Source organism: Virgifigura deserti (genome assembly GCA_003576685.1).
In the GTDB taxonomy this organism is placed as follows: domain Bacteria; phylum Pseudomonadota; class Alphaproteobacteria; order Dongiales; family Dongiaceae; genus Virgifigura; species Virgifigura deserti.
Window position 1 is genome coordinate 250,413 of record QOZR01000003.1, and the last position, 23,377, is coordinate 273,789.

Sequence of the window (23,377 nt, forward strand, 5' to 3'; positions counted from 1 at the left end):
TGCGGGGCGGGCGCCTCATTTCCGGCTCTCATAATCTTCGACCGCGATGGCCATGTCGACATCGATGCCGTTCGTCGACAACGGCAGGATCGCCCACTCGAAGCTTTGGACCCAGTGACCGTCGTAACGCAGATTGCCGATGCCGAAGATCGGCTCGCGCTTCTCGCAGCAGGACCGATACTGACGCATCCAATAGTCGAGGTCGAGGTCATCGCCGACGCTGGACGCCAGCTCGTCGAGATACCTGTTGGTGAACTCGACTCTGGTGACGCGAACCACCTCGGTTCCGACGATGCGGTATCGGATGCGAAAGGGCTCGGCCTCCATTTCGGTCAGCAACAGATTCGGCAAGATGAATTTGATCTCTGCCGGGTCGATGTCGGCGCGCGCCGGCATATGACGCGCACCCTTGATCGAGCACCAATATTCGTACAACCGCACCGCCTTCTGGGATTTAATGCCTTCGATACCCATGCGGCTATTATTCCCATCAGATTAGAATAGAGCAGCGACTGTATGAAACTGGGGTAATAGTTTCGAATTACTGAAACAGCCAATCCATGCATTGGCGGCAGGACGGCGCCGGCACTTTCGAAAGCCCGGCTTGACCCCGCAATTCTCCAGCCTACGTAAAGGGCGCCGCACGGCGAGGACGACCTCGCGCATTTTCGTACATTGCTGGGGACGACCCCACCAGCGCGAAGGAGACGCGTCATGGCATGGGTCGTTTTGATTTTCGCGGGTTTGTTCGAAATCGGCTGGGCCGTCGGCCTCAAATACACGGAGGGCTTTACCCGCCTCTGGCCGACGCTCGGCACGGTGCTTTCCATGATCGTCAGCCTTTGGCTGCTAGGTGTCGCTCTGCGGACGCTTCCGCTGGGCACCGCCTACGCCATTTGGACCGGAGTCGGCACCGTGGGCACCGCCCTGCTCGGCATCGCGTTGTTCAGCGAATCGGCAGACCCCCTCCGGCTCGCCTGCATCGGGTTGATCGTCGCCGGCATCCTGGGGCTGAAGCTCGTCACGCCCGGCTGATTGTCCCTTCGCCGAATTGGAGCGTTCGCCCGCTTGCGCGGCGTCGCGGCGACGGCATATAGTCGCGCCCGCGATGACCGACCGCCCGACCGATTCCCCTGGCGCCCCCGCCCCGATCCTCTATGCCCATCGTCATCTGCTCGGCATCGAGGGGCTATCGGTGCCCGAGATCACCAGCCTGCTCGATCTCGCCGACTCCTATGTCGAGCAGAACCGGCAGGCGGACAAGAAGCGCAGCCTGCTGCGCGGCCGCACGGTCATCAACCTGTTCTTCGAGAACTCGACCCGGACGCGCACTTCCTTCGAGCTTGCCGGCAAGCGACTTGGCGCCGATGTGATCAACATGTCGGTGACCACGAGCTCGATCAAGAAGGGCGAAACGCTGATCGACACGGCGATGACGCTGAACGCGATGCATCCCGACGTGCTGGTCGTCCGCCATCCCGATTCGGGCGCCGTCAACCTGCTTTCGCAGAAGGTAGACGGCGCGGTGATCAATGCCGGCGATGGCAGCCACGAGCATCCGACCCAGGCGCTGCTCGATGCACTGACGATCCGCCGGCGCCGCGGCCGGCTCGCCGGCCTGCTGGTGGCGATCTGCGGCGACCTGCTGCACAGCCGGGTCGCGCGGTCGAACATCCACCTGCTCACCACCATGGGCGCACGGGTCCGCGTGATCGCGCCGCCGACATTGATGCCGGGCGCGATCGAACGGATGGGCGTGGAGGCCTTCACCGACATGCGGCAGGGCCTGCAAGGCTGCGATATCGTGATGATGCTGCGGCTGCAAACCGAGCGGATGCAGGGCAGCTTCGTGCCCTCGATCCGCGAATATTTCCGCTTCTACGGCCTCGACTACGACAAGCTGGGTGCGGCAAAGCCGGACGCGCTGATCATGCATCCGGGCCCGATGAACCGCGGTGCGGAGATCGACAGCGAGGTCGCCGACGACATCGACCGCAGCGTGATCCGCGAGCAGGTCGAGATGGGCGTCGCGGTCCGCATGGCCTGCCTCGACGCCCTCACCCGCCAATCCACCTCAAACAGTCCCCTCGGCGCTTCATGACGACCGGATCGAAATCCGCCAAGCAGACGATGCGCCCGGTCGCCTTCGTGAACGCGCGGCTGCTCGATCCGGCGAGCGGCCTCGATTCGCCGGGCGGGCTGCTGACGGAAGATGGGCGAATCCTCGATCTGGGACCGCAGCTCACAGCCGACGGGCTGCCGGAAGGCGCCGAGGTCGTCGATTGCGCCGGCCAGTGCCTGGCGCCCGGCCTCGTCGACATTCGCGTGCAGCTCCGCGAGCCCGGCGAGGAGCATAAGGAGACGATCGCGACCGGCAGCGCGGCGGCGGCGGCCGGCGGCGTCACCAGCATGGTCTGCCTGCCCAACACCGACCCGGTCATCGACGACGTCGCCGGTGTCGAATTCATCGCCCGCCGAGCCCGCGAAACAAAACGCGCGAAAATCTACTGCTATGGTGCGGTGACGAAGCGTCTGGCCGGCAAGGACCTGGTCGAGATGGGCCTCTTGGCGGAGAGCGGCGCGCTAGCCTTCACCGACGGGCTGGTCGCCGTCAGCGACGCCCGCGTGATGCGGCGTGCGCTCAGCTACGCCAGCGCCTTCGACCTCCTGATCCTGCAGCATCCCGAAGAGCCGCGGCTCACCGAAGGCGGCGCGATGAATGCCGGCGAGCTGGCGACCCGCCTCGGCCTCTCCGGAATTCCGCGGGCCGCTGAAGTGATGATGATCGAGCGCGACCTGCATCTCGTCGCGATGACCGGCGGCCGCTATCATGCGGCGCATGTCTCGACCGCGACCGCGATCGAGGCAATCCGCGCCGCAAAGCGGCAGGGGCTGCGCGTCACCTGCGACACGGCGCCGCCCTATTTCGCGCTGAACGAGGTTGCGGTCGGCGACTACCGCACCTTCGCCAAGCTGTCGCCGCCCTTGCGCAGCGAGGAGGACCGCGAGGCCGTCGCGGCGGCGGTCGCCGACGGCACGATCGACTGCATCGCCAGCGACCATGCGCCGCATGACCAGGAGTCGAAGCGCGTGCCCTTCGCCCACGCCGCCGCCGGTGGGGCCGGGCTGGAGACGCTACTGCCGGTGACGCTCGAGCTCTATCACAAGGGCGAGGCGCAGCTGCTCGACCTCCTTGCCCGAATGACGGTCGCGCCGGCCGATCTGCTCCGGCTGCCGCAGGGCCGGCTGGCGAAGGGCGCGCCGGCCGACCTCGTGCTGTTCGATCTGGAGGCGCCCGCCCGCATCGACGCCGACCGCCTGCGCGGCAAGTCCAAGAACTCACCCTTCGACGGCCGTCCAGTGCAGGGCCGCGTGCTGCGCACCGTCGTCGACGGGCGCACGGTGTTCGCGGCGGAGGAGTAGGCGCGGTGGCATCGGCTCCGCAATATGAGGACTCCGCCCTCTCCCCTTGCGGGAGAGGGAGATCTGTGTGAGTGCTGATCCGATGCCCAACCTCCTCGGCGACCTCACCTTCACCTGGCCGTTCTACGCGGCAGCACTGTTCGGCTATCTGCTGGGCTCGATCCCGTTCGGCCTGCTGCTGACGCGGGCGGCGGGGTTCGGTGACATCCGCAGCATCGGCTCCGGCAATATCGGTGCGACCAACGTGCTGCGCACCGGGCGCAAGAGCTTGGCCGCCGCCACCCTGCTGCTCGACGGCGGCAAAGGCGCCGCGGCCGTGCTGCTGACCGGCCTCTGGGGGCCGGATATGGCGATCATGGCCGGCGGCGGGGCGATGCTGGGCCACCTCTTCCCAGTCTGGCTCCGCTTCAAGGGCGGCAAGGGCGTGGCGACGGGCCTCGGCATCCTGATCGCGCTCGCCTGGCCGGTCGGGCTGCTCGCCTGCGTCACCTGGCTCGCCGCCGCGGTGCTGTTCCGCTACTCCTCGCTCTCGGCCCTCCTCGCCTTCGCGGCGGCGCCCGTCTATGCGTGGTTCCTCGTCAACCGCCAGATCGCTCAGGTCGCGATCTTCCTCGCCGTCCTGGTGTGGCTCCGCCACCACCAGAACATCCGCCGGCTGGTCACCGGCCAGGAGCCGAAGATCGGGCGGGCAAAGACGTCCTCCGCCGGCCATTCGTCGTAGCCGATTGGCCAAGCCGAAAAATTGCGGTCATAGTCCTGTCTCGCCTCACCTTCTCGAGGAGCCGGGACATGTTCCAATCCGCCTCGCGCCCTGCACCGCTGCGACCCGTTACGGACGGTCCGCCGTTCGCCCGTGTCACGACCAAGTCGGCTTGGCAGAGCCTATTTTGGTCGCCGGGCGCGTCCAATGCATTGGTGCACCCTCGATAGCGGCTGGCGGATTGAGACGGCGAGCATCCCCCCAATCCGTGGCTTCGACGGTCTGCGCCAGATCTGCTGCGGTTTCCGGCGGGATCGGAGTGGAGGTATAGCCATCGCCGGCATCGACGAGCAGCTTGGCTGTCCGTGCAAGCGATAGGCGCGCCTCCGTGCCGGTCCCTTCTCGGAGCCGGCGATTGACAGCCAGGATCGTCGTCGCTGCCATCAGATAGCCCGTGGCGTGGTCAAGGGCCTGCACCGGAAGGGGCGTCGGCTTGTCCGCCTGCCGCCACCGCATTCCGGCATCGGCGATACCGGCGCTCATCTGCACCAGGCTGTCGAAGCCCCGCCGCGGCGCCCATGGTCCCGACCATCCATAGGCGCTGAGAGATACGTCGATCAATCCCGGCGAGATGGCGCGACGCGCCACCGCATCATAGCCGAGGCCATCGAGCGCGCCTGGGCGATAGCCGTGGAGGAGGATATCGGCCTCCGACAGCAACACTTCGAACGCCGCCCGGCCCCGCCGGTCCCGAAGATCCAGCAATGCACATCGCTTGCCCAGCGTGACCTCGGGGATGACGCCGGGCTCATCCCAGCCGGGCGGATCGATCCGCAGAACCTCCGCGCCGTATCCCGCAAGGAACCGGCTGGCGACCGGTCCAGCGAGGACGCGAGTCAGATCCAGGACGCGCAAGCCCTCGAGCGGCCGTGATGGAGATGGCGTCCAGCAAGAGTACGCGGTGCGATCCGCCACCGTGACATATGCGAGCGGTTCGGCCGCCACCGCCCGTCCCTGCGGATGGTCGGCCCATTCCTGCGCCGAGCGCATCTCGGCCGCACAGCCGCCCGCGTCAATGATCGCGCTCTCGAGATCCCGCTTCGCCCAGCGCGCGGCAGCGCGCGCCACCCCGTCCTTGTCCACATGCGATCCCAGCACATGCTCGGCGGCAGCGCGATGGTGCGAAGCGTTGGTGTGAAGTCTGATCCACCCGTCGCCGGTGCGATAGTCTCCCGCGATCGGGTCCCATACCGCCGGCATTTCCCATCCGATCGGGCGGATCGACCATCCGAACCAGAAGGAGGAAAGCCGGCGATCTATGGTGACGGCGGGGATGCTTTTACCTTGGCTACCGATCAGTTCGGAGACGGCGAGAGTGGCGGCGCTAATGGCGGCGCAGGCGAGGTCGGTCACCGCATAGGTCGATGGGAGATCGCCGCCGTCGGTGAAGGAGAGGGCATCGAGAGCCGCTGCGTCTCCGCCAATCGCCGTCCACGCAGTTCGCGCCAATCTGCGAGCAATCGCGGTCACGAGCCCCTCCCTACCGGACGGCTTGGAGTGCCTAACAGAGCTTGGACATGGTCTGCGCCGCACTTCGCTTCAGCTCGATATCGCCGCGATCTTTTAGGCGCAGGCGCGCGCAGGCGATCATGTGTCGAGGTGTTGGACGGCGCAGGTGTCGCCGAGGGTGCGAGGCCAGACCGCGGACCGAACCTGCGACGGTGAGACCGCCACCGCTGGTCCCTGCCCGTGAGTCCGCTCCCGCGGGAACGCTTATTCAAGAACCCACGGACGCAGAGGAACCTCATCTCTGCAGCTGTCATCGACCTCCGTGCTTGGCTCCTTCAGAAAGGCCGAAATCACCTTATGTCGGCACTGGCTTTCGTCTGCGTGCCCCTGTGCCTGGAATTCCACGATCTGGGTGTTTGGGATCGTCTCGGCCACATAATGGCCCCAGCGCGTGCCGCAACAGGCATCGACCTGCCCATGCAGCGTCAAGGTCGGGACATCCGAGACCACGGGAAAACGATGCTCGGGCGGCACGTCGCCGTCGGAGCCCCACCAAGCGCACATCTTGTTGTCCTCGTATCCGAGCACGGCCGGCTCGCGCTCGACCATGGAGCGCGTGTCTTCTTTCGTGGGGCGGTTCGTTCCCATGTCGTTGCAGATCAGGGCGAGATAGGCGCCCTTGGCCCAGTGAGCCGGATTCCATAGATCGCCCCAGTCGCTCGTTCCGAAAAAGTCATCCAGGGCGGAGTAGTCTCCCTTCTGGATGCGTGCAACGACGTTGGGCAGCTTGTCGTAGATCGAAGCGGAATACATGTAGATCCGGTTCATCAGAGCGACGCCGTCGAAATACAGCGTCTGCTCTTCGCCGTTCTCGTCCTGCACGATTTTCACGAACGGCTTCGCATCGAGGGTGCGGCGCGCCCTGTCGATCGCATGATACCAGGCAGGCAGCAGCTCGCGGCACTCCGGATCGGTGGAGACGCAAAGTTCCAGAACGTCCGTGAACATCTGCTTCTGGGTATAATACTCGTCGATTGCCGCGCGATCCCGGAACGCGCCGAACCAAGGCCATCCGAGAATCATGGCGCGAACGTTGTCCGGATAGTATCGCAGATATTGGAGGGCGGAACCGCTGCCGGCCGAGATGCCATAAATGTTGATCCGGTCGTAACCGAGGAGTGTGCGAATCTCTTCCACGTCGCGGGCGATCTCGTAGTCATTGTATTTCGGAATATCCACTCCCTCGGCAAAGAGCTTCTCGTAGCATCGCTCGATCGCGTCCGCGTGCATGCGCAGTCTCTCCTCCGTATCGGTCGTTGATATGATGACCGGCGACAGCGTATTGAAATACGGAGAAAAGGCGCTGTAGTCAGGGCAGCGAAGGGCCGGCTTCGCGTGGACAAAGCCTCTGGGATCGAAGACGACAAGAGGATTGTCCGGCGTGTCGGCTAACAGGCTTTGGATCTCCTCTTCGCTCGACAGACGGGAGCTTCCGGGGCCTCCCGGAAAAAAGAAGACGGGTTCCGCGCCTTCACTTGCAGTCTTCGGCGTAATGACCGCAACAGGAAGCTCGACCACCGTCCCGCTTGGATCGTCGCGATCTTCCTCTGCAAAAAACGTGTAACACTTGGCGTTCACGTTCGCCAAAACGTCGGTAACGCATTCCGCCTCCTCGATCCTTGGCAGGCTCGTGGAGTCCTGTGCCTTCGCGGAGATATCGACCGGTGCCAACGCCGTCGCCGAACTCGCCAGAAGTGCTGCCATGAGCAGTTTTCGCGTTCGAACTCCGGACATTCCGAGACCTCCCATTTTGCCACGTTTACAAGCGCCGAGCCGGAATAGGACCGGAGGAGGCATCAATCCCCTTTTTCTTGCGGGAACAGATTGAGCTAGGGACGTCCGACCTCACGTGTCTTCGGGGCTGAACCGAGTATCAGATCTTAACCACTCGTTCTCATATCGGTCCAGTTTGGTAGCATCGCGATTTTATAGGCGCAGCGGCGCGCGCCGGCGATCATGTGATCGACACGTTCGATGGTGCAGCCATCCCCGAGCGCCGCACGGAACAAGTCGAGCTCGGAGCGGCAGAACTTCTGGCACGCCTTGGCGGCGGCGCAGATCGGGCAGTGGTTCTCGACCAGAAGAAACCCGTCCTCCACCTCCTCCCAATCGGCCATATAGCCCTCCTTCGTTCGCAGCTCGGCCAAGGCCGTCACCTTCGCCGGGAGCGATCGGCAGGGAGCGAGGCGTCTGCGATAGGCCTCGAGCGTATCGCGCTCTCGGCGCGCGATGAGCTTGTCGAGCGCAGCGTCCCCCAGCTCCGTCCGGATCGCCTCGATGAGCCCGATCGTCAGTTGCGCGTGGGTGTCGGGGAACCGGCCATGCCCCTTCTCGGTCAGCCACCAGAAGCGGCGCGGCCGCCCTTTGCCCATCGGCTCGTCCGCACAGGACACGAGACCGTTCTCCAGCAGCTTGTCGAGCTGCTGGCGTATGCCTTGCGGGCTGATGCCAAAGCGATCGGCCAGGATGGCCGCAGTCGTCCGGCCGTGCGTCTTCAGCGCAAGCAGGATTTCGTCGCCCGTGGTACCCAATGATCCCTCCCGGCCGTGGATTCTGCCCATTTTAGCAACAAATGGCTTGATTAAAAGTACCCGACAGATTTAGAAAAGTATATTGTTGTTAAAATAATTCCCTCATGGACCGTACGCGCTGTAGCGGTCCAGGATGGCGATAGTGAGCGCCCCGATGCCGAACACGGGATATCCGATGATCTCGGTCAAGGAGCTGAGCAAGCACTACAGGGTGCATGAGAAAGCGCCGGGTTTCGTCGGCAGCCTCAAGGCCCTCATCCGGCGCAAGCACCATATCGTCAAGGCCGTCGAGCAGATCTCCTTCGAGATCGGCGCGGGCGAGATCGTCGGCTTTCTCGGCCCGAACGGCGCCGGCAAGACCACGACGCTGAAGATGCTCTCCGGCCTGCTCCACCCGACCGCGGGCGAGGTCGCCGTCGCCGGCTTCACGCCGAAGCGCCGGCAGCGCCCCTTCCTCTCCGACATCACGCTCGTCATGGGTCAGAAACAGCAGCTGATCTGGGATCTGCCGGCGGCCGATTCCTTCCTGCTCAACCAGGCGATCTACGATATTTCCGAAAGCGACTACCGGCGGCGCCTCGGCGAACTTGCCAAGATGCTGGGGCTCGACGGCATCCTGCACAAGCAGGTGCGTAAGCTGTCGCTCGGCGAGCGAATGAAGTGCGAGCTGGCGGCGGCGCTCCTGCATCAGCCCAAGGTGCTGTTCCTCGACGAGCCGACCATCGGCCTCGACGTGAACATGCAGCAAGCGGTGCGCGACTTCATCGCAGACTACAACCGGCGGCACGGCGCGACGGTGGTGCTGACCTCGCACTACATGGCCGACGTCACCGCCCTGGCGAAGCGCATCCTCGTGATCGACGGCGGCCGCCTCGTCTTCGATGGTGACTTCAAGAGCCTGGCCGAACGCATTGCGCCGCAAAAGGTTCTGAAGCTGCAGTTCCGCGAGCCGCAGCCCGAGACCGTCCTGGCCCGCTACGGCGAGCTGCACGGCTGCGACGACCTCCAGGCCGAGCTGCGGGTCGAGCGTAGCGCGGTCACGCAGATTGCGGCGCAACTTCTGAACGACCTGCCGGTCGCCGACATCGCTATCGAGGAGGTGCCGATCGAAGAGATCGTCGGGCAGATTTTTCGCGGGATCGCGACTGAGCCGGCATTGCGCCCCGAGGCTGCCCAAGGCGTGTCATGAAGCTCGAGCTGCGCCCGGCCAGATCCGAAGACTATGCGTTCGCGCAACGCCTCTATTTCGAGACGATGCGCTGGATCATCGATGCGCTCTTCGGCTGGGACGAAGCAAGCCAACAGGCGAAGTTCGCCCGCCAATTCGAAGTCATCGAAAGCATGATCATCGTTGCCGACGGCCAGGATGTTGGTTGGCTGCAGGTCCAGGAGATGCCCGACTCAGTGAATCTGGGCCAGCTCTACGTCGTACCCGCCTTCCAGCGGCGCGGCATCGGTACCCATGTCCTGACGGCGCTCATGGCCGACGCTCGCAACAGAGGCAGGTCCGTTACGCTCAGCGTCGTCAAGATCAATCCCGCCCGGCGGCTCTATGAGCGGCTTGGCTTTCGGCAGACACAGGAGGAGCATTACAAGGTCCATATGCGGTGGGACGGCACGAGAGCTGGTCAATGATCGCGCGCCGCCTGCGCCTCGTCCGGACCCTGCTCGGCACCGCTGCGGCCGAAATGGCCGAGTATCGCGTGTCGGTCCTGGTTTGGATTCTGACCGGGACGGCCCCGCTGATCATGATGATGATCTGGATGGGGCTGGCCGAGGCCGGGCCGATGGGCGGCTATAGCGCGACGGATTTCGCGGCCTATTTCCTGATCGTCTTTCTCGTCCGGCAGGTGACGGTCGCCTGGGTCTATGAGGAGTTGGATCGCGAGATCCGCCTTGGCGAGATGTCGCCACGGTTGCTGCGGCCCTTCGATCCTTATTGGATGTTCGCGGCGCAGCATCTCACCGTCGCCGGCATGCATCTGACGATCGCGCTGCCGGTCGCGCTGCTCGGCTTCGCGGTGACGGGTGCCATACTGCCCTTGAGGCCGGATAATCTCGCCTTCTTCGCGGTGGCAGTCGCTGGCGCCTGGGTGATCCGATTCAATATGCTCTACTGCGTCGGCCTGCTCGCCTTCTGGACCGACCAAGCGGCGGCGCTCGGCAATCTGATATTCACGCTCTATATCGTCCTCGGCGGCGCCCTTGTGCCGCTCGACCTGTTCCCGGCGCCGGTGCAGCAGATTTTGGCGTTCCTGCCCTTCGCCTACATTCTGAACTTTCCTGTGCAGATCCTGCTGGGAAACCTCCCCGGCCCGGCGCTGCTGCAGGGCTTCGTCGTCCAGATCCTGTGGATTCTCCTGTTCATCGGCCTCAGGCAGCTTCTTTGGCGCAGAGGGCTGAGGCAATATGCGGCGGTGGGCGCGTGACACGCTATTTTAGCCTATTACGCATCTTTCTTACGAATTCGCTTCAGCTTGAGATGGAGTACCGCATCAATCTGGTCATGGATGCGGTGAATGCGCTGCTCTCCTTCGCGGCCGGCCTTCTCGTTCTCTATGCGATCTTCGATCATGCCGATGCGATCGGCGGCTGGTCGTTTCCCCAGGCGCTGTCGCTGCTCGGCGTCTTCATGATCCTCGAAGGGTTTATCGAGTTCTTCCTCTACCCGAACTTCAACAGACTGCCGGACTATATCCGCAAGGGCGACATGGATTTCATGCTGTTGAAGCCGGTCAGCAGTCAGTTCCTCGTCTCCTTCCGCTATATCCGCCTGTGGAAGCTGCCCGAACTGGCGACCGGCGTTTTCCTGCTGGGCTATGCCATGACCGTGCTCGACACCCTGAGCGTCGCGACCCTGGCCCTGACCCTGGTGCTGCTCGCCTCCGCCGCGGCGATCGTCTATTCCATCTGGTGCATGCTGACGACGACCGCCTTCTGGCTGATCAAGGTCGACAACCTTCCGGAACTCTTCTATTCGCTCTTCACGGCCGGCCGCTTCCCGGTCTCGGCCTTTCCGCCGTGGGCGCGCTTCTTTCTCACCTTCATCCTGCCGATCGCCTTCGCCACGACCGTCCCCGCCTCGGCCGCCGCCGGCCGGCTCGACGGGGGCATGGCGGCCGGCAGCGTCCTGGTGGCGGTGTTCGCGCTGCTGCTCAGCCACGGCCTTTGGCGCTTGGCCGTGGCGAGCTACACGAGCGCGAGCAGTTAGGCCGAGGACCGACTACCCAACCTGCGGTTGAATCCGATTGACCGGCCGCACCCCCTCGGGCAGGCTGCCGCCATGCTCATGCCGCGCCGCCCGCTTACCGATGAAGAGATGGTCGACTGGCTGCGGCTTATCCGCAGCGACGGGGTCGGCCCCGTCACGTTCCGGGAACTTCTCGGGTATTTCGGCACAGCGGCGGCGGCCCTCGACGCCCTGCCGGACTTGGCGCGGCGGGGCGGCCGGAGGGCGCCGCTGAGGCTTTGCCCGCGCGATGCGGCGGAGCGGGAGATCGAGACGCTGACCCGGATCGGCGGGCGCTTTCTGGCCAGCGCCGAGCCGGGCTATCCGGAGGCGCTGGCGGCGGTCGACGATGCGCCACCCGTCCTTTCCCTGCTCGGCGATGCGGGCCTGCTCGCCCGCCCGGCGGTCGCCGTGGTGGGCGCGCGCAACGCCTCAGCGAACGGGCGAAAGCTGGCGGAGGACATCGCACGCGATCTCAGCGAAACCGGGCTCGTTGTGGTTTCCGGCCTTGCCCGCGGGATCGACACCGCCGCGCACAAGGGCAGCCTCGCCGGCGGCACTGTCGCCGTGCTGGCCGGGGGCGTCGACGTCCCCTTCCCGCCCGAGAATGAGGGGCTCTATCGCGAGATCGCGGCCCATGGCTTGGTCGTGGCCGAGCAGCCGCCCGGAACGCGACCGCTGGCACGCCACTTTCCGCGCCGCAACCGGGTGATCTCCGGCCTGTCGCTCGGCGTTCTGGTGGTCGAGGCGGCGCCGCGTTCGGGCTCGCTGATCACCGCCCGCTTCGCCCTCGAGCAGGGCCGCGAGGTGATGGCGGTGCCGGGCTCGCCGCTCGATCCGCGCTGCCGGGGCACCAACCACCTGCTCCGCCAGGGCGCGGTCCTGACCGAATCGGCGGCCGACGTCCTGGAGGCGCTGAAGGACATGCTGTCTGCGGACCGCCCGCCCCAGCCTCTACCCGGCCTGCTGACCGAGTGGCTGGCACCCGACTTCGACGGATCAATGAACGGCCGGGCCGGCGCCACGCCGGCCGATTCGGCGCTGGACGCCGCCCGCGCCGAACTCGAGACCCAGCTTGGCGCCACCCCTGTTAAGGTTGACGAACTGCTTCGCCGATGCCAATTGTCTGGCCCCGTCCTGAGAACGGCACTGCTGGAGATGGAGCTGGCCGGACGCCTGGAGCGGCATCCGGGCAACAAGGTTTCATTGTTGTTTAACTAGCCGATACCCATCTTTGGCCCAGATTTCGGGCCTAAAAGCCCGCTTCGAAGCGTGAGGCTCATGAACGTCGTCGTCGTCGAATCGCCGGCAAAGGCGAAGACCATCAACAAATATCTCGGCCCCGGCTACACGGTCGTGGCGAGCTTCGGCCATGTCCGCGATCTGCCGGCCAAGGACGGCTCGGTCCTGCCGGCCGAGGACTTCTCCATGAGTTGGGTAGTCGATGCGAGGGCTGAGACGCGGCTGAAGGAGATCGCGAAAGCGGTCCGCAACGCCGACCAGCTGATTCTGGCGACCGACCCGGATCGCGAGGGCGAGGCGATCTCTTGGCATATCACCGAAGAGCTGCGTCGGCGGAAAGCGCTGCAAAATGTGGATGTTAAGCGCGTTGTCTTCAACGAGATTACGAAGAACGCCGTGCTCGACGCGATGCGTCATCCCCGCACCCTCGACAAGGAGCTGATCGACGCCTATCTGGCGCGCCGCGCGCTCGACTACCTCGTCGGCTTCACCCTGTCGCCGGTGCTCTGGCGCAAGCTGCCGGGCAGCCGCTCGGCCGGCCGGGTGCAGTCAGTGGCGCTGCGGCTTGTCTGCGAGCGCGAAGCGGAGATCGAGGCCTTCAAGCCGCGCGAGTACTGGACCGTCGATGCGCGGCTGCGGACCGCGGCGGACACCGTCTTCACCGCGCGCCTCACTCATCTCGACGGGCGCAAGCTCGACAAATTCGACCTGGCCAATGAGGCAACGGCCAAGGCTGCGGTGGCGCGGCTCGAGGCTGGCGACCCGTTCACGGTCGCCTCGATCGAGCGCAAGACGGTCCGGCGCAACCCCTTCGCGCCCTTCACCACCTCGACCCTGCAGCAGGAATCCTCGCGCAAGCTGAGCCTGAGCGCCAGCCGCACCATGCAGATCGCCCAGCGCCTTTATGAAGGCGTCGATCTCGGCGGCGAGACGGTCGGCCTGATCACCTATATGCGGACCGACGGCGTTCAACTCTCGCAGGAGGCGATCACCGGCGCCCGGCGGCTGATCGAGCAGCGCTACGGCCCGAAATACCTGCCGGAGTCGCCGCGCATCTACAAGACCGCCGCCAAGAACGCCCAGGAGGCGCATGAGGCGATCCGCCCCACCGACCTATCGCGCCGGCCTGAGGATGTTGCCCGGGTGCTCGACCGAGACCAGCTCCGCCTCTATGAGCTGATCTGGAAGCGCACCGTGGCGAGCCAGATGGCGAGCGCCGTCCTCGATCAGGTGTCGGTCGACACCTCGGCGAAAGGCGCCACGCTGCGCGCCACCGGCTCGACCCTGGTGTTCGACGGCTTCCTGACGCTGTATCAGGAGGACCGGGACGACCCGGCCGAGGACGATCAGAGCGAGCGTCGGCTGCCGAAGCTGGAGCAGGGCGAGCGGCTGGCCCGCGAGGCGATCCTTCCGGAGCAGCATTTCACCCAGCCGCCGCCGCGCTATTCGGAGGCGAGCCTGGTCAAAAAGCTGGAGGAGCTCGGCATTGGCCGGCCCTCGACCTATGCCTCGATCCTGCAGGTGCTGCAGGACCGCGACTATGTCCGACTCGACAAGCGCCGCTTCATCCCCGAGGACCGCGGGCGCGTGGTCACGGCCTTCCTGACCAGCTTCTTCGAACGCTATGTCGAGTACAACTTCACCGCCGAGCTCGAGGAGCAGCTCGACGACATCTCCGGCGGCCGTATCGACTGGAAGACGGTGCTGCGCGAATTCTGGAGCGCCTTCAGCCAGGCGGTCGAAGGCACCAAGGATCTCAGCATCGGCCAGGTGATCGAGACGCTCGACGAGGAGCTCGGCCGGCATTTCTTCCCCGAGAGCGAGACCGGTGCCAATCCGCGCGCCTGCCCCGCCTGCCAGAATGGGCGGCTGAGCCTAAAGCTCGGCAAGTTCGGCGCCTTCGTCGGCTGCTCCAACTATCCGGAATGCCGCTATACCCGCCGACTCGCGATCGAAGGCGAGAACGGCGAGGCCGATGCCGAGCTGACCGGCCCGAAGGAGCTGGGCCAGGACCCGGCGACCGGCCTTCCGGTCAGCCTGCGCAAGGGGCCCTATGGCACCTATGTTCAGCTCGGCGAGACCCCGGCGAACGGCGACGGGAATGGCAAGGCTAAGGACAAGACCAAGGAGAAGCCGAAACGGGTCTCGCTGCCGCGCGGGATGTCGCCCGCCGAGCTGAGCCTCGACAAGGCGCTGGCCCTTTTGGCGCTGCCGCGCGAGATCGGCCGCCATCCGGAAAGCGGCGAGACGATTACCGCCGGCATCGGCCGGTTCGGCCCCTATCTGAAGCGCGGCGCCGCTTACAAGTCGCTGCCCCGCGACGAGGACGTGCTGACCATCGGCCTCAACCGCGCGGTCGACCTGCTGGCCGACGTCAAGACCAGGGGGCGCGGCGGCGACACCGGCAACACGGTCGGCGAGCATCCCGCGGATAACAAGCCGATCACGCTCCATAGCGGCCGCTACGGGCCCTATCTGCGCCATGGCAAGCTGCTGGCCTCGGTGCCGAAATCGATGGATGCCGACACCCTGACGATCGACCAGGCAGTCGAGATCCTTGCCGCCCAGGCCGAGAAGAAGGGCAAGAAACCCGCCAAGAAAACCAACGGCGCTGCCAATGGCGCCGCGAAGCCGAAAGCCAAGGCTAAGACAAAGGCGAAAGCGAAGGCCAAGCCCAAGGCGCCCGGCCGGAAAGCCGCGACGGCATCGGGCGCCGCCGAGTCGGAGAGCTGACGCCCCTCCTTCGCTACTGAATAAAGTAGATTTGTGGAAATTGTCATGCCCGGACTTGACCCGGGCGTACAGTTCTCTTCCGCTTACGCCATGGAGACGTACTAGGTCTATATTCTGGCGGGTCGGCGAAACGGCACCCTATATGCCGGCGTCATAAACAATCTTTCCCGGCGTGTGCACGAGCACAAGCAGGGGCTGGTCGAAGGATTCACCAAAGGGTACGGTGTCGATAAGTTGGTCTGATTCGAAACATCAAACGACATCCGTACGGCGATCCAGCGCGAAAAGACCATGAAGCATTGGAGTCGCTCGTGGAAGATCGCCCTGATCGAAAGGGAACCCCCCGCATGGGACGACCTCAATGAGCGCCTCAACAGCTGAGTCCTGGATGCCCGAGTCAAGCCCGGGCATGATAATGAGGAAAGGCCGGGGACTTTGACCGACCTGACCCTCATCCAAATTTTGGTCGGCATGGCGGCGTTCTTCTTCGGCGGTCTGGTCAAGGGCGTCATCGGCGTCACGCTGCCGCTGATCGCCTTGTCGATCCTGGTCACGGTGGTTCCCGTTCCCACGGCGGTCGGGCTGCAGGCGATCCCGATCCTGGCGGCGAATCTCTGGCAGGGCGCGGATCCGGCGCAGATTCGGCCGACGCTGAAGCGGTTTTGGAGCCTGCTGGCGGCGCTGGTGATCGGTTTGGTGGTGGGAACCGGGCTTCTTGTCGAGATCGAGGCGCGCCCCCTTTACGCCATCGTCGGCACGCTGATCAGCGCGATGGCGCTGATTCAGGCCCTGTCGCCCGACTTCTCGATCGCGCCCAGGTGGGAGCGCTGGGCAAGTCCCGCCGTCGGAGTCGTTGCCGGGCTGCTCGGCGGGCTGGTGGCGAGCTTCGGTCCGCCGATCGCGATCTACCTCGCCGCGCTGCGCCTGCCGAAGGACCTGTTCATCAGCTCGCTCGGCATCGCCTATTTTTCGGCCGGATTGCCGCTGACACTGCTGCTGCTCGCGCGCGGCGTCCTGGACGCCACGCTCCTCTGGCTGTCCATCGTGGCCTGCCTGCCGGTCTTCGCCGGGATGTTCCTGGGCCGACGGCTTCGCAATAGGATCGACCAGGCGCTGTTCCGCAATCTGGTTCTCGTCGGCCTATTCCTGGTCGGCCTGAACCTGATACGGCGCGCGATCTGGTGACGGAAACCCGAAAAGGACTGGATCGGATATGACGGACGATCAGACGGCGGCACGGCCGACGGTGCAGGCGGACAACGACCGGGTGCGGGTGACGGAGTGGCGCTTCGCGCCCGGCGCGGCCACGGGCTGGCATCGGCATGACTATGACTATGTCGTGGTGCCGATGACCACGGGGAAGCTTCTGCTGAAGGACGGCCGAACGGAAACGGTGGCGGATCTCGTCGCCGGCCGCTCCTACTACCGGCCGGTCGGCGTTGAGCATGACGTGATCAACGTCAATGATCACGAATTCGTCTTCGTCGAGGTGGAACTTAAGACTCCAGCTTCGGATTAGTCCGGTATGGCCGACGGTCAAAAGAAAAAAAAGGCGCCGCTGCCCACCAAGCAGCAGATTCTCGACTTCGTGCGCGAGAGCCCGACGCCGGTCGGCAAGCGAGAGATCGCCCGCGCCTTCCAGATCACCGGCGCCGACCGGATTCCGCTGAAGGCGATGCTGAAGGAGCTGGAGCGCGACGGCCAGGTCGATCGCGGCCGCAAGCGGCGGATCGCCCGGCCGGGTGCGCTGCCGAACGTCGCCGTCGTCCAGGTCACCGGCATAGACCCGGACGGCGAGGTGTTGGCCCGGCCCGTGGCCTGGCCGGCCGACGCCGAGCCGCCACGCATCTATATGGCGCCCGACCGCCCCGGCACGCCGGCGCTGGGACGCGGCGACCGCGTGCTGGCCCGCCTTGCCCGCACCGGCGAGGACGTCTATGAGGGCCGGACCATCCGCCGTCTCGCCGGCGCGCCGAAGCGGGTGCTCGGCATCTATGAACGCGGACCGGACGGCGATGGACGGCTGCGGCCGACCGACCGACGGGTCAAGACGGACTTTCGGGTCGCCACGGAGGATGCCGACGGCGCCGAACCGGGAGAGCTGGTGCAGGCCGAGGTGCTGCACACCCACCGGCTGGGCTGGCTGCAGGCGCGGGTCGTCGAACGGCTCGGCCGCCTCGGCGATGCCCGGTCGATCAGCTTGATCTCGATCCACGAGCACGATATCCCGACCGAATTCTCGCCCGAGGCGCTGGAACAGGCCGAGGCGGCGCAACCGGTCGCGCTCGGCAACCGGACGGATCTGCGGGAGGTGCCGCTCGTCACCATCGACGGCGCCGACGCGCGGGATTTCGATGACGCCGTCTGGGCCGCGCCGGACGACGATCCGCGCAACCGCGGCGGCTGGCGCCTGCTCGTCGCGATCGCCGACGTGTCCCATTACGTGCGGCCGGGCGACCCGCTCGACCGCGCCGCCTATGAGCGCGGCAACTCGGCCTATTTTCCGGACCGGGTGGTGCCGATGCTGCCGGAGGCGCTGTCGAACGGCCTCTGCTCGCTGAAGCCGAAGGAGGAGCGGCCCTGCCTCGCCGTCGAGATGATCATCGATCGCGAGGGCAAGAAGCGACGGCACCGCTTCATACGCGGGCTGATGCGGTCGGCCGCGCGGCTGACCTACGAGCAGGTTCAGCAGGCCCGCGACGGCGCGCCGGACGACATGACCGGCCCCCTCGTCGAGCCGGTGATCGCGCCGCTCTACAACGCCTTCGCCGCCTTGCAGATGGCGCGCGAGCGGCGTGGCACGCTCGAGCTCGACATTGCCGAACGGCGCGTGATCCTTGGCGAGGATGGCCACGTCGAGCGGATCGAACCGCGGCTGCGCCTCGATAGCCACAAGCTGATCGAGGAGTTCATGATCGCCGCCAACGTCGCGGCCGCCGAAACCCTGGAGGAGAAGCGGCAGCCGGCCATGTATCGGGTCCATGACGCACCCGATCCGGTCAAGATCGAGGCGCTGCGGCAATTTCTCGACAGCCTCGGCCTGTCGCTGGCGCGCGGTCAGGTGATCCGGCCGAAGACCTTCACGCAGCTTCTCGAACGCGTTGCCGGAACGCCCTATGCCGCGATGGTCAACGAACTGGTGCTGCGCAGCCAGGCGCAGGCGGTCTACGCGCCTGAGAATATCGGCCATTTCGGGCTGGCCCTGCCCCGCTACGCGCATTTTACGTCGCCGATCCGGCGCTACGCCGATCTGCTGGTCCATCGCGCGCTGGTGTCGGGCTGCAGCCTTGGCGAGGGCGGGCTGACGCCGGAGGCCGGCGCCGGCTTCACCGAGATCGGAGCCCATATCTCGATGACTGAGCGCCGTGCCGCGGCGGCGGAGCGCGATGCGGTCGACCGCTATACCGCCGCATTCCTCGCCGACAAAGTTGGCGCCGTCTTTCACGGCCGGATCAACGGCGTGACGCGCTTCGGACTGTTCGTCACCCTGCTCGACAGCGGCGCCGACGGCCTGGTTCCGATCAGCACCCTGCCGGCCGACTTCTACGATCATGACGAGGCCCGACATGCTCTGGTCGGCCGCCGCTGGGGCCGGGTCTACAGCCTGGGCGATCCGGTCGAGGCGCGCTTGATGGAAGCGGAACCGGTGACCGGCGGGCTGATCCTGCAACTCGACGAAGATGGGGCCCCTTCAGAGAGCGCCGCGAGCGGCGCGAAGCCTCCCCTGAAAGCGCGCCCCCGGCGCAAGGGAGCGGCTAAGGCCGGTACGACGGCAGCTGCACGGAAAGCGGTACGAAAGAAGGCAAAGCCGGACAAGACCCCGCCGGGGAAGACGGGTCCTTCCGGAAAGCGAAGCAAGGCACCGCCGCGATCGAAATCCGGCAAGGCGACCCCCCCTCGGCCTCGGCGCTGATCGCCGCAGGGCAAGCAGGAACAACGCGTCACGCCGACTCGCAATGGAAAAAATTCTAGAGATTGCAAACTGTTAATCCAGGGTGTTAACCCCCCTTCAATAGTTTGTTCTCCATTCTCCCGTAAGTTGGCTGTTGCGCAGCATTGGGCTGTTGCGCGATGGTAGCGTCGGCTTCCTGCTCTTGCGTCGAAATCAAGCCAAAGTGACGGATGGTACGTCGGATAACCCAGCCCCCACGGACCAGGACGGAGCCGGCATGCGTTTGAACAAAGCCGCCGTCCGGAAGACCTGCCTAGGCGTCGTGATAAGGCCTTTAGCGGCACTTCTGTTGCTGTCCGTCGTCGGCTGCGGCGGCATGCCGGAAAGACCCGCCGGCGACAATAGCTTGCTCGCAGACCGCGAGATGTTCGCCGCCGGCTACGAAAACATCGAAATGATCTATATCGAGCCGGTCGATCCCGGAACTTTAACGATGGCCGGGCTGGAGCGACTGTCAACCATCGACCCGGAGCTTTCGGTGAAACGGACAGCCGATAGCGTGATCCTGTTGGTCGATCGAGACGCGCATGCCGTGTTCGAGACGCCCGCGCACGATGACGGGGCGGCCTGGGGCATTCTCACCGCAAACATCGTCGATTCGGCGCGATCGGTGTCGCCGCACCTGCGCGGCACCTCCAGCGAGGCTCTGTACGAGACGATGTTCGAGGGCATCCTGTCGAGCCTCGACGGCGTGTCACGCTATGCCAGCGCGACGGAGGCCTTCGAAAATCGGGTTTCGCGCGAGGGCTTCGGCGGTATCGGCATCCGCATCGCCGTCGGGGACGACGCCGTGCGCGTCGTATCCGTCATGCATTACACGCCCGCTGAGCGGGCCGGGCTTCGCGCCGATGACGTCATCTCGCACATCAACGGACTCCCGGTCGACGGGCTGGACCAAGACGCGGTCGTCGATCTGCTGCGGGGGCCAGTCGGGACTCCGGTCGATCTGGAGGTTCGCCACAGCGGCGCGAAGACGTCCCGCGCCGTCGCCGTGACGCGGGCCCATATCGTGCCCGAAACCGTGGTATACCGGCGCGAAGGCGACATCGCCTATCTGCGGGTCTACAGTTTCAACCTGGAAACGGCGCAGAGCCTGCGGAAGGAGCTGATACACGCCCGGGCGGACGTCGGCGATGACCTGGAGGGCTTCGTCCTCGATCTGCGCGGCAATCCGGGAGGCCTCCTCGATCAGGCCGTGGCGGTCGCCGACCTGTTTCTCGAGCGCGGACGCATCGTCTCGACCCACGGCCGCCATCCCGACAGCCATCAATATTTCGAGGCGAGCGGCGGCGACTACGGCGACGGCCTTCCGATCGTCGTGCTGATCAACGGCAATTCCGCATCGGCGGCCGAGATCGTCGCCGCGGCCCTGCAGGACAGCGGGCGCGGCGTCGTGATCGGCAGCAATTCCTATGGCAAGGGTACAGTCCAGACCGTGCTGCGGATGCCGAACCAGGGTGAGCTCACCCTGACCTGGGCGCGGTTCCATGCGCCGTCGGGCTATACTCTGCATCACCTCGGCGTGCTGCCGTCGATCTGCACCAACAGCGCCGACAACACAGCGAGCCATCTGATCGGCGCGCTGCGCGGCGGCAGGCTCGTCCCCGTGCCCACAGTCCTCCGCAACGCCGCCGATCCGGAAGATACCTCGGGTCTCGACCGGCTGCGAGCGGCCTGCCCGCTCCGCAAGGTCGAGGAAGCGGTCGATCTTCAGGTGGCGCTCGCACTTCTGGAAGAACCGGCACTCTATGAGCGTGCCATCCACCTCGCCGACCCGCCGAAATTTACAGTGTCGACGCAGCCGGCCCTGTCGCAGGCGCAGCCCTAGGGTTTTGCCTCGGATGGGCAGGGAGAGGGCCGTGCGGCCCGTCGATGCCGCCGGGCTGGTCCTGATCCGCGATCTGGGGGGCGGGCCGGAGGTGTTGATGGGCCGGCGTCACTGCCGGTCCGCCTTCCTGCCGGACATCTATGTGTTCCCCGGCGGCCGGGTCGATCCGGAAGACTCCGGACCTTCCGGTTTCGCCGAGATGGTTCAGCCGGCGGTCGCCCGGCAGCTCCGCCGCGGCAGCCGGCGTGATCCGGCCGCATTCCTGAGGGCGGCGATCCGCGAAACCTTCGAAGAAACCGGTCTATTGCTGGCCGGCGCCGAGACCTGCGGCACCGCGATACAGCCGGCTGACGACCCGGTCTGGCAGGCCTTCGCCGGGGCCGGGGCGGCACCGAACTTCGCCCGGATGGACTATGTCTGCCGAGCGATCACGCCGACCTCCTCCCGGCGCCGCTACAATACGCGGTTCTTCATGGCCGACGGGGCCGAGGCGACCGGGACGCTGGTCGGAAACGGCGAGCTCGAGGACCTTGCCTGGCGCCTGGTTAGGGAGATGGCGCATCTGCCGACCGTCGACGTGACGACGTTCGTTCTCGAAGAGGCACTGCGCCGATGGACGCAGCGGGTGTGCGTCGGCAGCGAACCGGCGCCGCTCTACTCCTACCGGAAGGATTCCGCCACGGTGCGGCGATCCGGCCCTGAGGCCCCCTCCCCCTAGGCTCTTAAGCGAATCCCTTGACTTGGCCCAAGCCCGCTGTATGGTGCGCCGCTTGAGAATTCCCTAGTCGATCGAGGCAAGGCCATGGCCAAGCAGAACACGGTGCTGATCAAGCTGGTGAGCACGGCGGACACCGGCTACTACTATGTGACCAAGAAGAACCCGCGGACCTCCACGGAAAAGCTCCAATTCCGGAAGTACGACCCGGTCGCGCGGAAGCACGTCGCCTTCAAGGAAGCGAAGATCAAGTAGCCGTACCCGTCTTTACAGAATGGAAAAAGGCCGCCCCCTGGGCGGCTTTTTTGTTGGCGGTCTAGCACAGACCGCGACTTGACGAGCCTGACCGCATTAGCGCAGGCGAACGCCTGCCCGAACCGATGAGTGCACACTATAATTAAATGGGGGTCGCTTCCGCGCAACGGGAAATCAGCGGATATGCGTACCGAAGTCTGCGTTACGATTGATACGGAATTCAGCATCGGTGGTGCATTCACCCATCCGGACCGCTACACCCCATTGAGGGAACAGGTCGTCAACTGCCCGGTCGACGGACGGGATGAAGGTCTCGGTTTCTTGATCGAGACGTTCGCCGAGCACCGGATATCCGCGACATTCTTCGTGGAGGCTCTCAACACCGCCTATTTCGGCGATGAGCCGATAGCTGCAATCGCGAGAAGAATATTAGCGGCCGGGCACGACGTTCAGCTTCATCTCCATCCCTGCTGGCTGACATTCCGGAATCCGCAATGGCAACAGGCGATCAAAGCGGTTCACCCGAATGATTCCTGTGCCGGACGTCAATATGGCGAATTGCTTGAAATCGTGCGAGAGGGGCTGGCAGCCTTCGAGCGATGGGATGTGCCAAAGCCGATTGCGCTTCGGGCCGGCAGCTTACGTGCCGACATGACGCTGTACGACGTTGCCGCGGCAGCTGGTATCCCGATAGGCTCCAACATCGGCCTCAGCATTTATACTCCGACCCAATCCGATCTCCAGCTCCGGGGCGGACGCCATTGGATCCGGCACGTCCTGGAGCTGCCGATCCTGACCTACAGCGACTTTCGATCGGGTTTCGGAGGTCACGGCCGGACACTGACGATCACAGGCAGCTCCTGGCCGGAGCTCAAATCCCTGCTCTGGCAGGCCAGGAAAGCAGGTGTCTCGCCTGTGGTCCTGCTGACGCACCCATTCGAGTTCGTCAAGAAGCGAAATTTTAGATATGAAGTTCTCCGGCGCAACCGTATCAATCAGCAGCGGCTCGTCAGCCTCTGCCGGTTCCTGCAGGAGCACGACCAGGATTTTGTTTCCTGTTCCTTCACTCAGGGCGCCGACCGATGGCTCTCGAGCGACGGCAGCACTGATCCGCACCTGCAGACATCACCGGTCTTTGGCTTTATGCGGGCCGCACAAAACTACGTAAATGACCGCCTCTGGTGGTACTGACCGGGGATG

General features: G+C 65.2%; 22 protein-coding genes. 18 read left to right on the forward strand and 4 right to left on the reverse strand.

Annotated elements, in window-relative coordinates; translation table 11 throughout:
* Positions 1-15 precede the first annotated feature (15 nt).
* Positions 16-474, reverse strand: a complete 459-nt coding sequence (locus DT069_RS06785; RefSeq protein WP_119459527.1) for a PAS domain-containing protein — start codon at positions 472-474, stop codon at positions 16-18.
* Positions 475-714: 240 nt separating this feature from the next.
* On the opposite strand from DT069_RS06785, the gene sugE reads away from it, so the two are divergent.
* The 4 genes from sugE to plsY all read left to right on the forward strand — a co-directional run bounded on the left by sugE (position 715) and on the right by plsY (position 4,144).
* Positions 715-1,035 (forward strand): quaternary ammonium compound efflux SMR transporter SugE, encoded by a 321-nt coding sequence (gene sugE / locus DT069_RS06790; protein ID WP_119459528.1) that lies wholly within the window; start codon positions 715-717, stop codon positions 1,033-1,035.
* A gap of 73 nt (positions 1,036-1,108) precedes the next feature.
* Entirely contained in the window at positions 1,109-2,101 is a 993-nt protein-coding gene (locus DT069_RS06795) for an aspartate carbamoyltransferase catalytic subunit (RefSeq protein WP_119459529.1), read from the forward strand.
* Positions 2,098-3,423, forward strand: a complete 1,326-nt coding sequence (gene pyrC, locus DT069_RS06800) for a dihydroorotase (protein ID WP_425450065.1) — start codon at positions 2,098-2,100, stop codon at positions 3,421-3,423. The genes DT069_RS06795 and pyrC overlap by 4 nt, the downstream gene beginning before the upstream one ends.
* Positions 3,424-3,505: 82 nt before the next feature.
* Positions 3,506-4,144 (forward strand): glycerol-3-phosphate 1-O-acyltransferase PlsY, encoded by a 639-nt coding sequence (plsY, locus tag DT069_RS06805; RefSeq protein ID WP_119459530.1) that lies wholly within the window; start codon positions 3,506-3,508, stop codon positions 4,142-4,144.
* A 135-nt stretch (positions 4,145-4,279) separates the two neighbouring features.
* On the opposite strand, the gene DT069_RS06810 is transcribed toward plsY, so the two are convergent.
* The 3 genes from DT069_RS06810 to DT069_RS06820 form a co-directional block, all read right to left on the reverse strand.
* Positions 4,280-5,653: a CoA transferase gene (locus DT069_RS06810; RefSeq protein WP_425450066.1), complete on the reverse strand. Its 1,374-nt coding sequence runs from the start codon at positions 5,651-5,653 to the stop codon at positions 4,280-4,282.
* Positions 5,654-5,896: 243 nt separating this feature from the next.
* Positions 5,897-7,489 (reverse strand): alpha/beta hydrolase, encoded by a 1,593-nt coding sequence (locus DT069_RS06815; RefSeq protein ID WP_425450067.1) that lies wholly within the window; start codon positions 7,487-7,489, stop codon positions 5,897-5,899.
* A gap of 83 nt (positions 7,490-7,572) precedes the next feature.
* Positions 7,573-8,223, reverse strand: coding sequence for a helix-turn-helix transcriptional regulator (locus DT069_RS06820; RefSeq protein WP_425450068.1), 651 nt, complete (start codon positions 8,221-8,223; stop codon positions 7,573-7,575).
* 142 nt (positions 8,224-8,365) lie between these two features.
* Here DT069_RS06820 and DT069_RS06825 point away from each other — a divergent pair, with 142 nt between their 5' ends.
* From DT069_RS06825 to DT069_RS06890, 14 genes are all read left to right on the forward strand, one after another.
* The gene (locus tag DT069_RS06825; RefSeq protein WP_425450069.1) at positions 8,366-9,412 is read left to right on the forward strand and encodes an ABC transporter ATP-binding protein; all 1,047 of its coding nucleotides are present in this window, start codon (positions 8,366-8,368) and stop codon (positions 9,410-9,412) included.
* Entirely contained in the window at positions 9,409-9,858 is a 450-nt protein-coding gene (locus DT069_RS06830) for a GNAT family N-acetyltransferase (protein ID WP_119459533.1), read from the forward strand. The genes DT069_RS06825 and DT069_RS06830 overlap by 4 nt, the downstream gene beginning before the upstream one ends.
* On the forward strand, positions 9,855-10,652 hold the full coding sequence (locus DT069_RS06835; RefSeq protein WP_119459534.1) for an ABC transporter permease: 798 nt from the start codon (positions 9,855-9,857) through the stop codon (positions 10,650-10,652). The genes DT069_RS06830 and DT069_RS06835 overlap by 4 nt, the downstream gene beginning before the upstream one ends.
* Entirely contained in the window at positions 10,649-11,434 is a 786-nt protein-coding gene (locus DT069_RS06840) for an ABC transporter permease (RefSeq protein WP_162913024.1), read from the forward strand. Before DT069_RS06835 ends, DT069_RS06840 begins: the two co-directional genes overlap by 4 nt.
* A gap of 72 nt (positions 11,435-11,506) precedes the next feature.
* Entirely contained in the window at positions 11,507-12,673 is a 1,167-nt protein-coding gene (gene dprA / locus DT069_RS06845) for a DNA-processing protein DprA (RefSeq protein WP_119459718.1), read from the forward strand.
* A 60-nt stretch (positions 12,674-12,733) separates the two neighbouring features.
* A complete protein-coding gene (topA, locus tag DT069_RS06850) occupies positions 12,734-15,427 on the forward strand; it encodes a type I DNA topoisomerase (RefSeq protein ID WP_119459536.1) in 2,694 nt (897 codons plus the stop codon).
* A 114-nt stretch (positions 15,428-15,541) separates the two neighbouring features.
* The gene (locus tag DT069_RS24905; RefSeq protein WP_425450086.1) at positions 15,542-15,670 is read left to right on the forward strand and encodes a GIY-YIG nuclease family protein; all 129 of its coding nucleotides are present in this window, start codon (positions 15,542-15,544) and stop codon (positions 15,668-15,670) included.
* 192 nt (positions 15,671-15,862) lie between these two features.
* The gene (locus tag DT069_RS06860; RefSeq protein WP_119459537.1) at positions 15,863-16,612 is read left to right on the forward strand and encodes a sulfite exporter TauE/SafE family protein; all 750 of its coding nucleotides are present in this window, start codon (positions 15,863-15,865) and stop codon (positions 16,610-16,612) included.
* Between the two features lie 28 nt (positions 16,613-16,640).
* Entirely contained in the window at positions 16,641-16,946 is a 306-nt protein-coding gene (locus DT069_RS06865) for a cupin domain-containing protein (RefSeq protein WP_119459538.1), read from the forward strand.
* A 6-nt stretch (positions 16,947-16,952) separates the two neighbouring features.
* The gene (rnr, locus tag DT069_RS06870) at positions 16,953-19,340 is read left to right on the forward strand and encodes a ribonuclease R (protein WP_119459539.1); all 2,388 of its coding nucleotides are present in this window, start codon (positions 16,953-16,955) and stop codon (positions 19,338-19,340) included.
* Positions 19,341-19,596: 256 nt separating this feature from the next.
* Positions 19,597-21,207 (forward strand): S41 family peptidase, encoded by a 1,611-nt coding sequence (locus tag DT069_RS06875; RefSeq protein ID WP_119459540.1) that lies wholly within the window; start codon positions 19,597-19,599, stop codon positions 21,205-21,207.
* Between the two features lie 31 nt (positions 21,208-21,238).
* A complete protein-coding gene (locus tag DT069_RS06880; protein ID WP_119459541.1) occupies positions 21,239-21,925 on the forward strand; it encodes an NUDIX hydrolase in 687 nt (228 codons plus the stop codon).
* An 84-nt stretch (positions 21,926-22,009) separates the two neighbouring features.
* Positions 22,010-22,177 carry a 50S ribosomal protein L33 gene (gene rpmG, locus DT069_RS06885; protein ID WP_119459542.1) on the forward strand — a complete coding sequence of 56 codons (168 nt, stop codon included), beginning with the start codon at positions 22,010-22,012 and terminating at the stop codon, positions 22,175-22,177.
* Between the two features lie 183 nt (positions 22,178-22,360).
* Positions 22,361-23,368, forward strand: coding sequence for a polysaccharide deacetylase family protein (locus tag DT069_RS06890; protein ID WP_119459543.1), 1,008 nt, complete (start codon positions 22,361-22,363; stop codon positions 23,366-23,368).
* Positions 23,369-23,377: the final 9 nt, after the last annotated feature.

What these genes read in the sequence shown, in the direction of transcription:
- DT069_RS06785 (WP_119459527.1), bottom strand. Translation starts at nt 474, where the DNA reads ATGGGTATCGAAGGCATTAAATCCCAGAAGGCGGTGCGGTTGTACGAA.
- sugE (WP_119459528.1), top strand. Translation starts at nt 715, where the DNA reads ATGGCATGGGTCGTTTTGATTTTCGCGGGTTTGTTCGAAATCGGCTGG.
- DT069_RS06795 (WP_119459529.1), top strand. Translation starts at nt 1,109, where the DNA reads ATGACCGACCGCCCGACCGATTCCCCTGGCGCCCCCGCCCCGATCCTC.
- pyrC (WP_425450065.1), top strand. Translation starts at nt 2,098, where the DNA reads ATGACGACCGGATCGAAATCCGCCAAGCAGACGATGCGCCCGGTCGCC.
- plsY (WP_119459530.1), top strand. Translation starts at nt 3,506, where the DNA reads ATGCCCAACCTCCTCGGCGACCTCACCTTCACCTGGCCGTTCTACGCG.
- DT069_RS06815 (WP_425450067.1), bottom strand. Translation starts at nt 7,489, where the DNA reads ATGCCTCCTCCGGTCCTATTCCGGCTCGGCGCTTGTAAACGTGGCAAA.
- DT069_RS06830 (WP_119459533.1), top strand. Translation starts at nt 9,409, where the DNA reads ATGAAGCTCGAGCTGCGCCCGGCCAGATCCGAAGACTATGCGTTCGCG.
- DT069_RS06835 (WP_119459534.1), top strand. Translation starts at nt 9,855, where the DNA reads ATGATCGCGCGCCGCCTGCGCCTCGTCCGGACCCTGCTCGGCACCGCT.
- dprA (WP_119459718.1), top strand. Translation starts at nt 11,507, where the DNA reads ATGCTCATGCCGCGCCGCCCGCTTACCGATGAAGAGATGGTCGACTGG.
- topA (WP_119459536.1), top strand. Translation starts at nt 12,734, where the DNA reads ATGAACGTCGTCGTCGTCGAATCGCCGGCAAAGGCGAAGACCATCAAC.
- DT069_RS06865 (WP_119459538.1), top strand. Translation starts at nt 16,641, where the DNA reads ATGACGGACGATCAGACGGCGGCACGGCCGACGGTGCAGGCGGACAAC.
- rnr (WP_119459539.1), top strand. Translation starts at nt 16,953, where the DNA reads ATGGCCGACGGTCAAAAGAAAAAAAAGGCGCCGCTGCCCACCAAGCAG.
- DT069_RS06875 (WP_119459540.1), top strand. Translation starts at nt 19,597, where the DNA reads ATGCGTTTGAACAAAGCCGCCGTCCGGAAGACCTGCCTAGGCGTCGTG.
- rpmG (WP_119459542.1), top strand. Translation starts at nt 22,010, where the DNA reads ATGGCCAAGCAGAACACGGTGCTGATCAAGCTGGTGAGCACGGCGGAC.
- DT069_RS06890 (WP_119459543.1), top strand. Translation starts at nt 22,361, where the DNA reads ATGCGTACCGAAGTCTGCGTTACGATTGATACGGAATTCAGCATCGGT.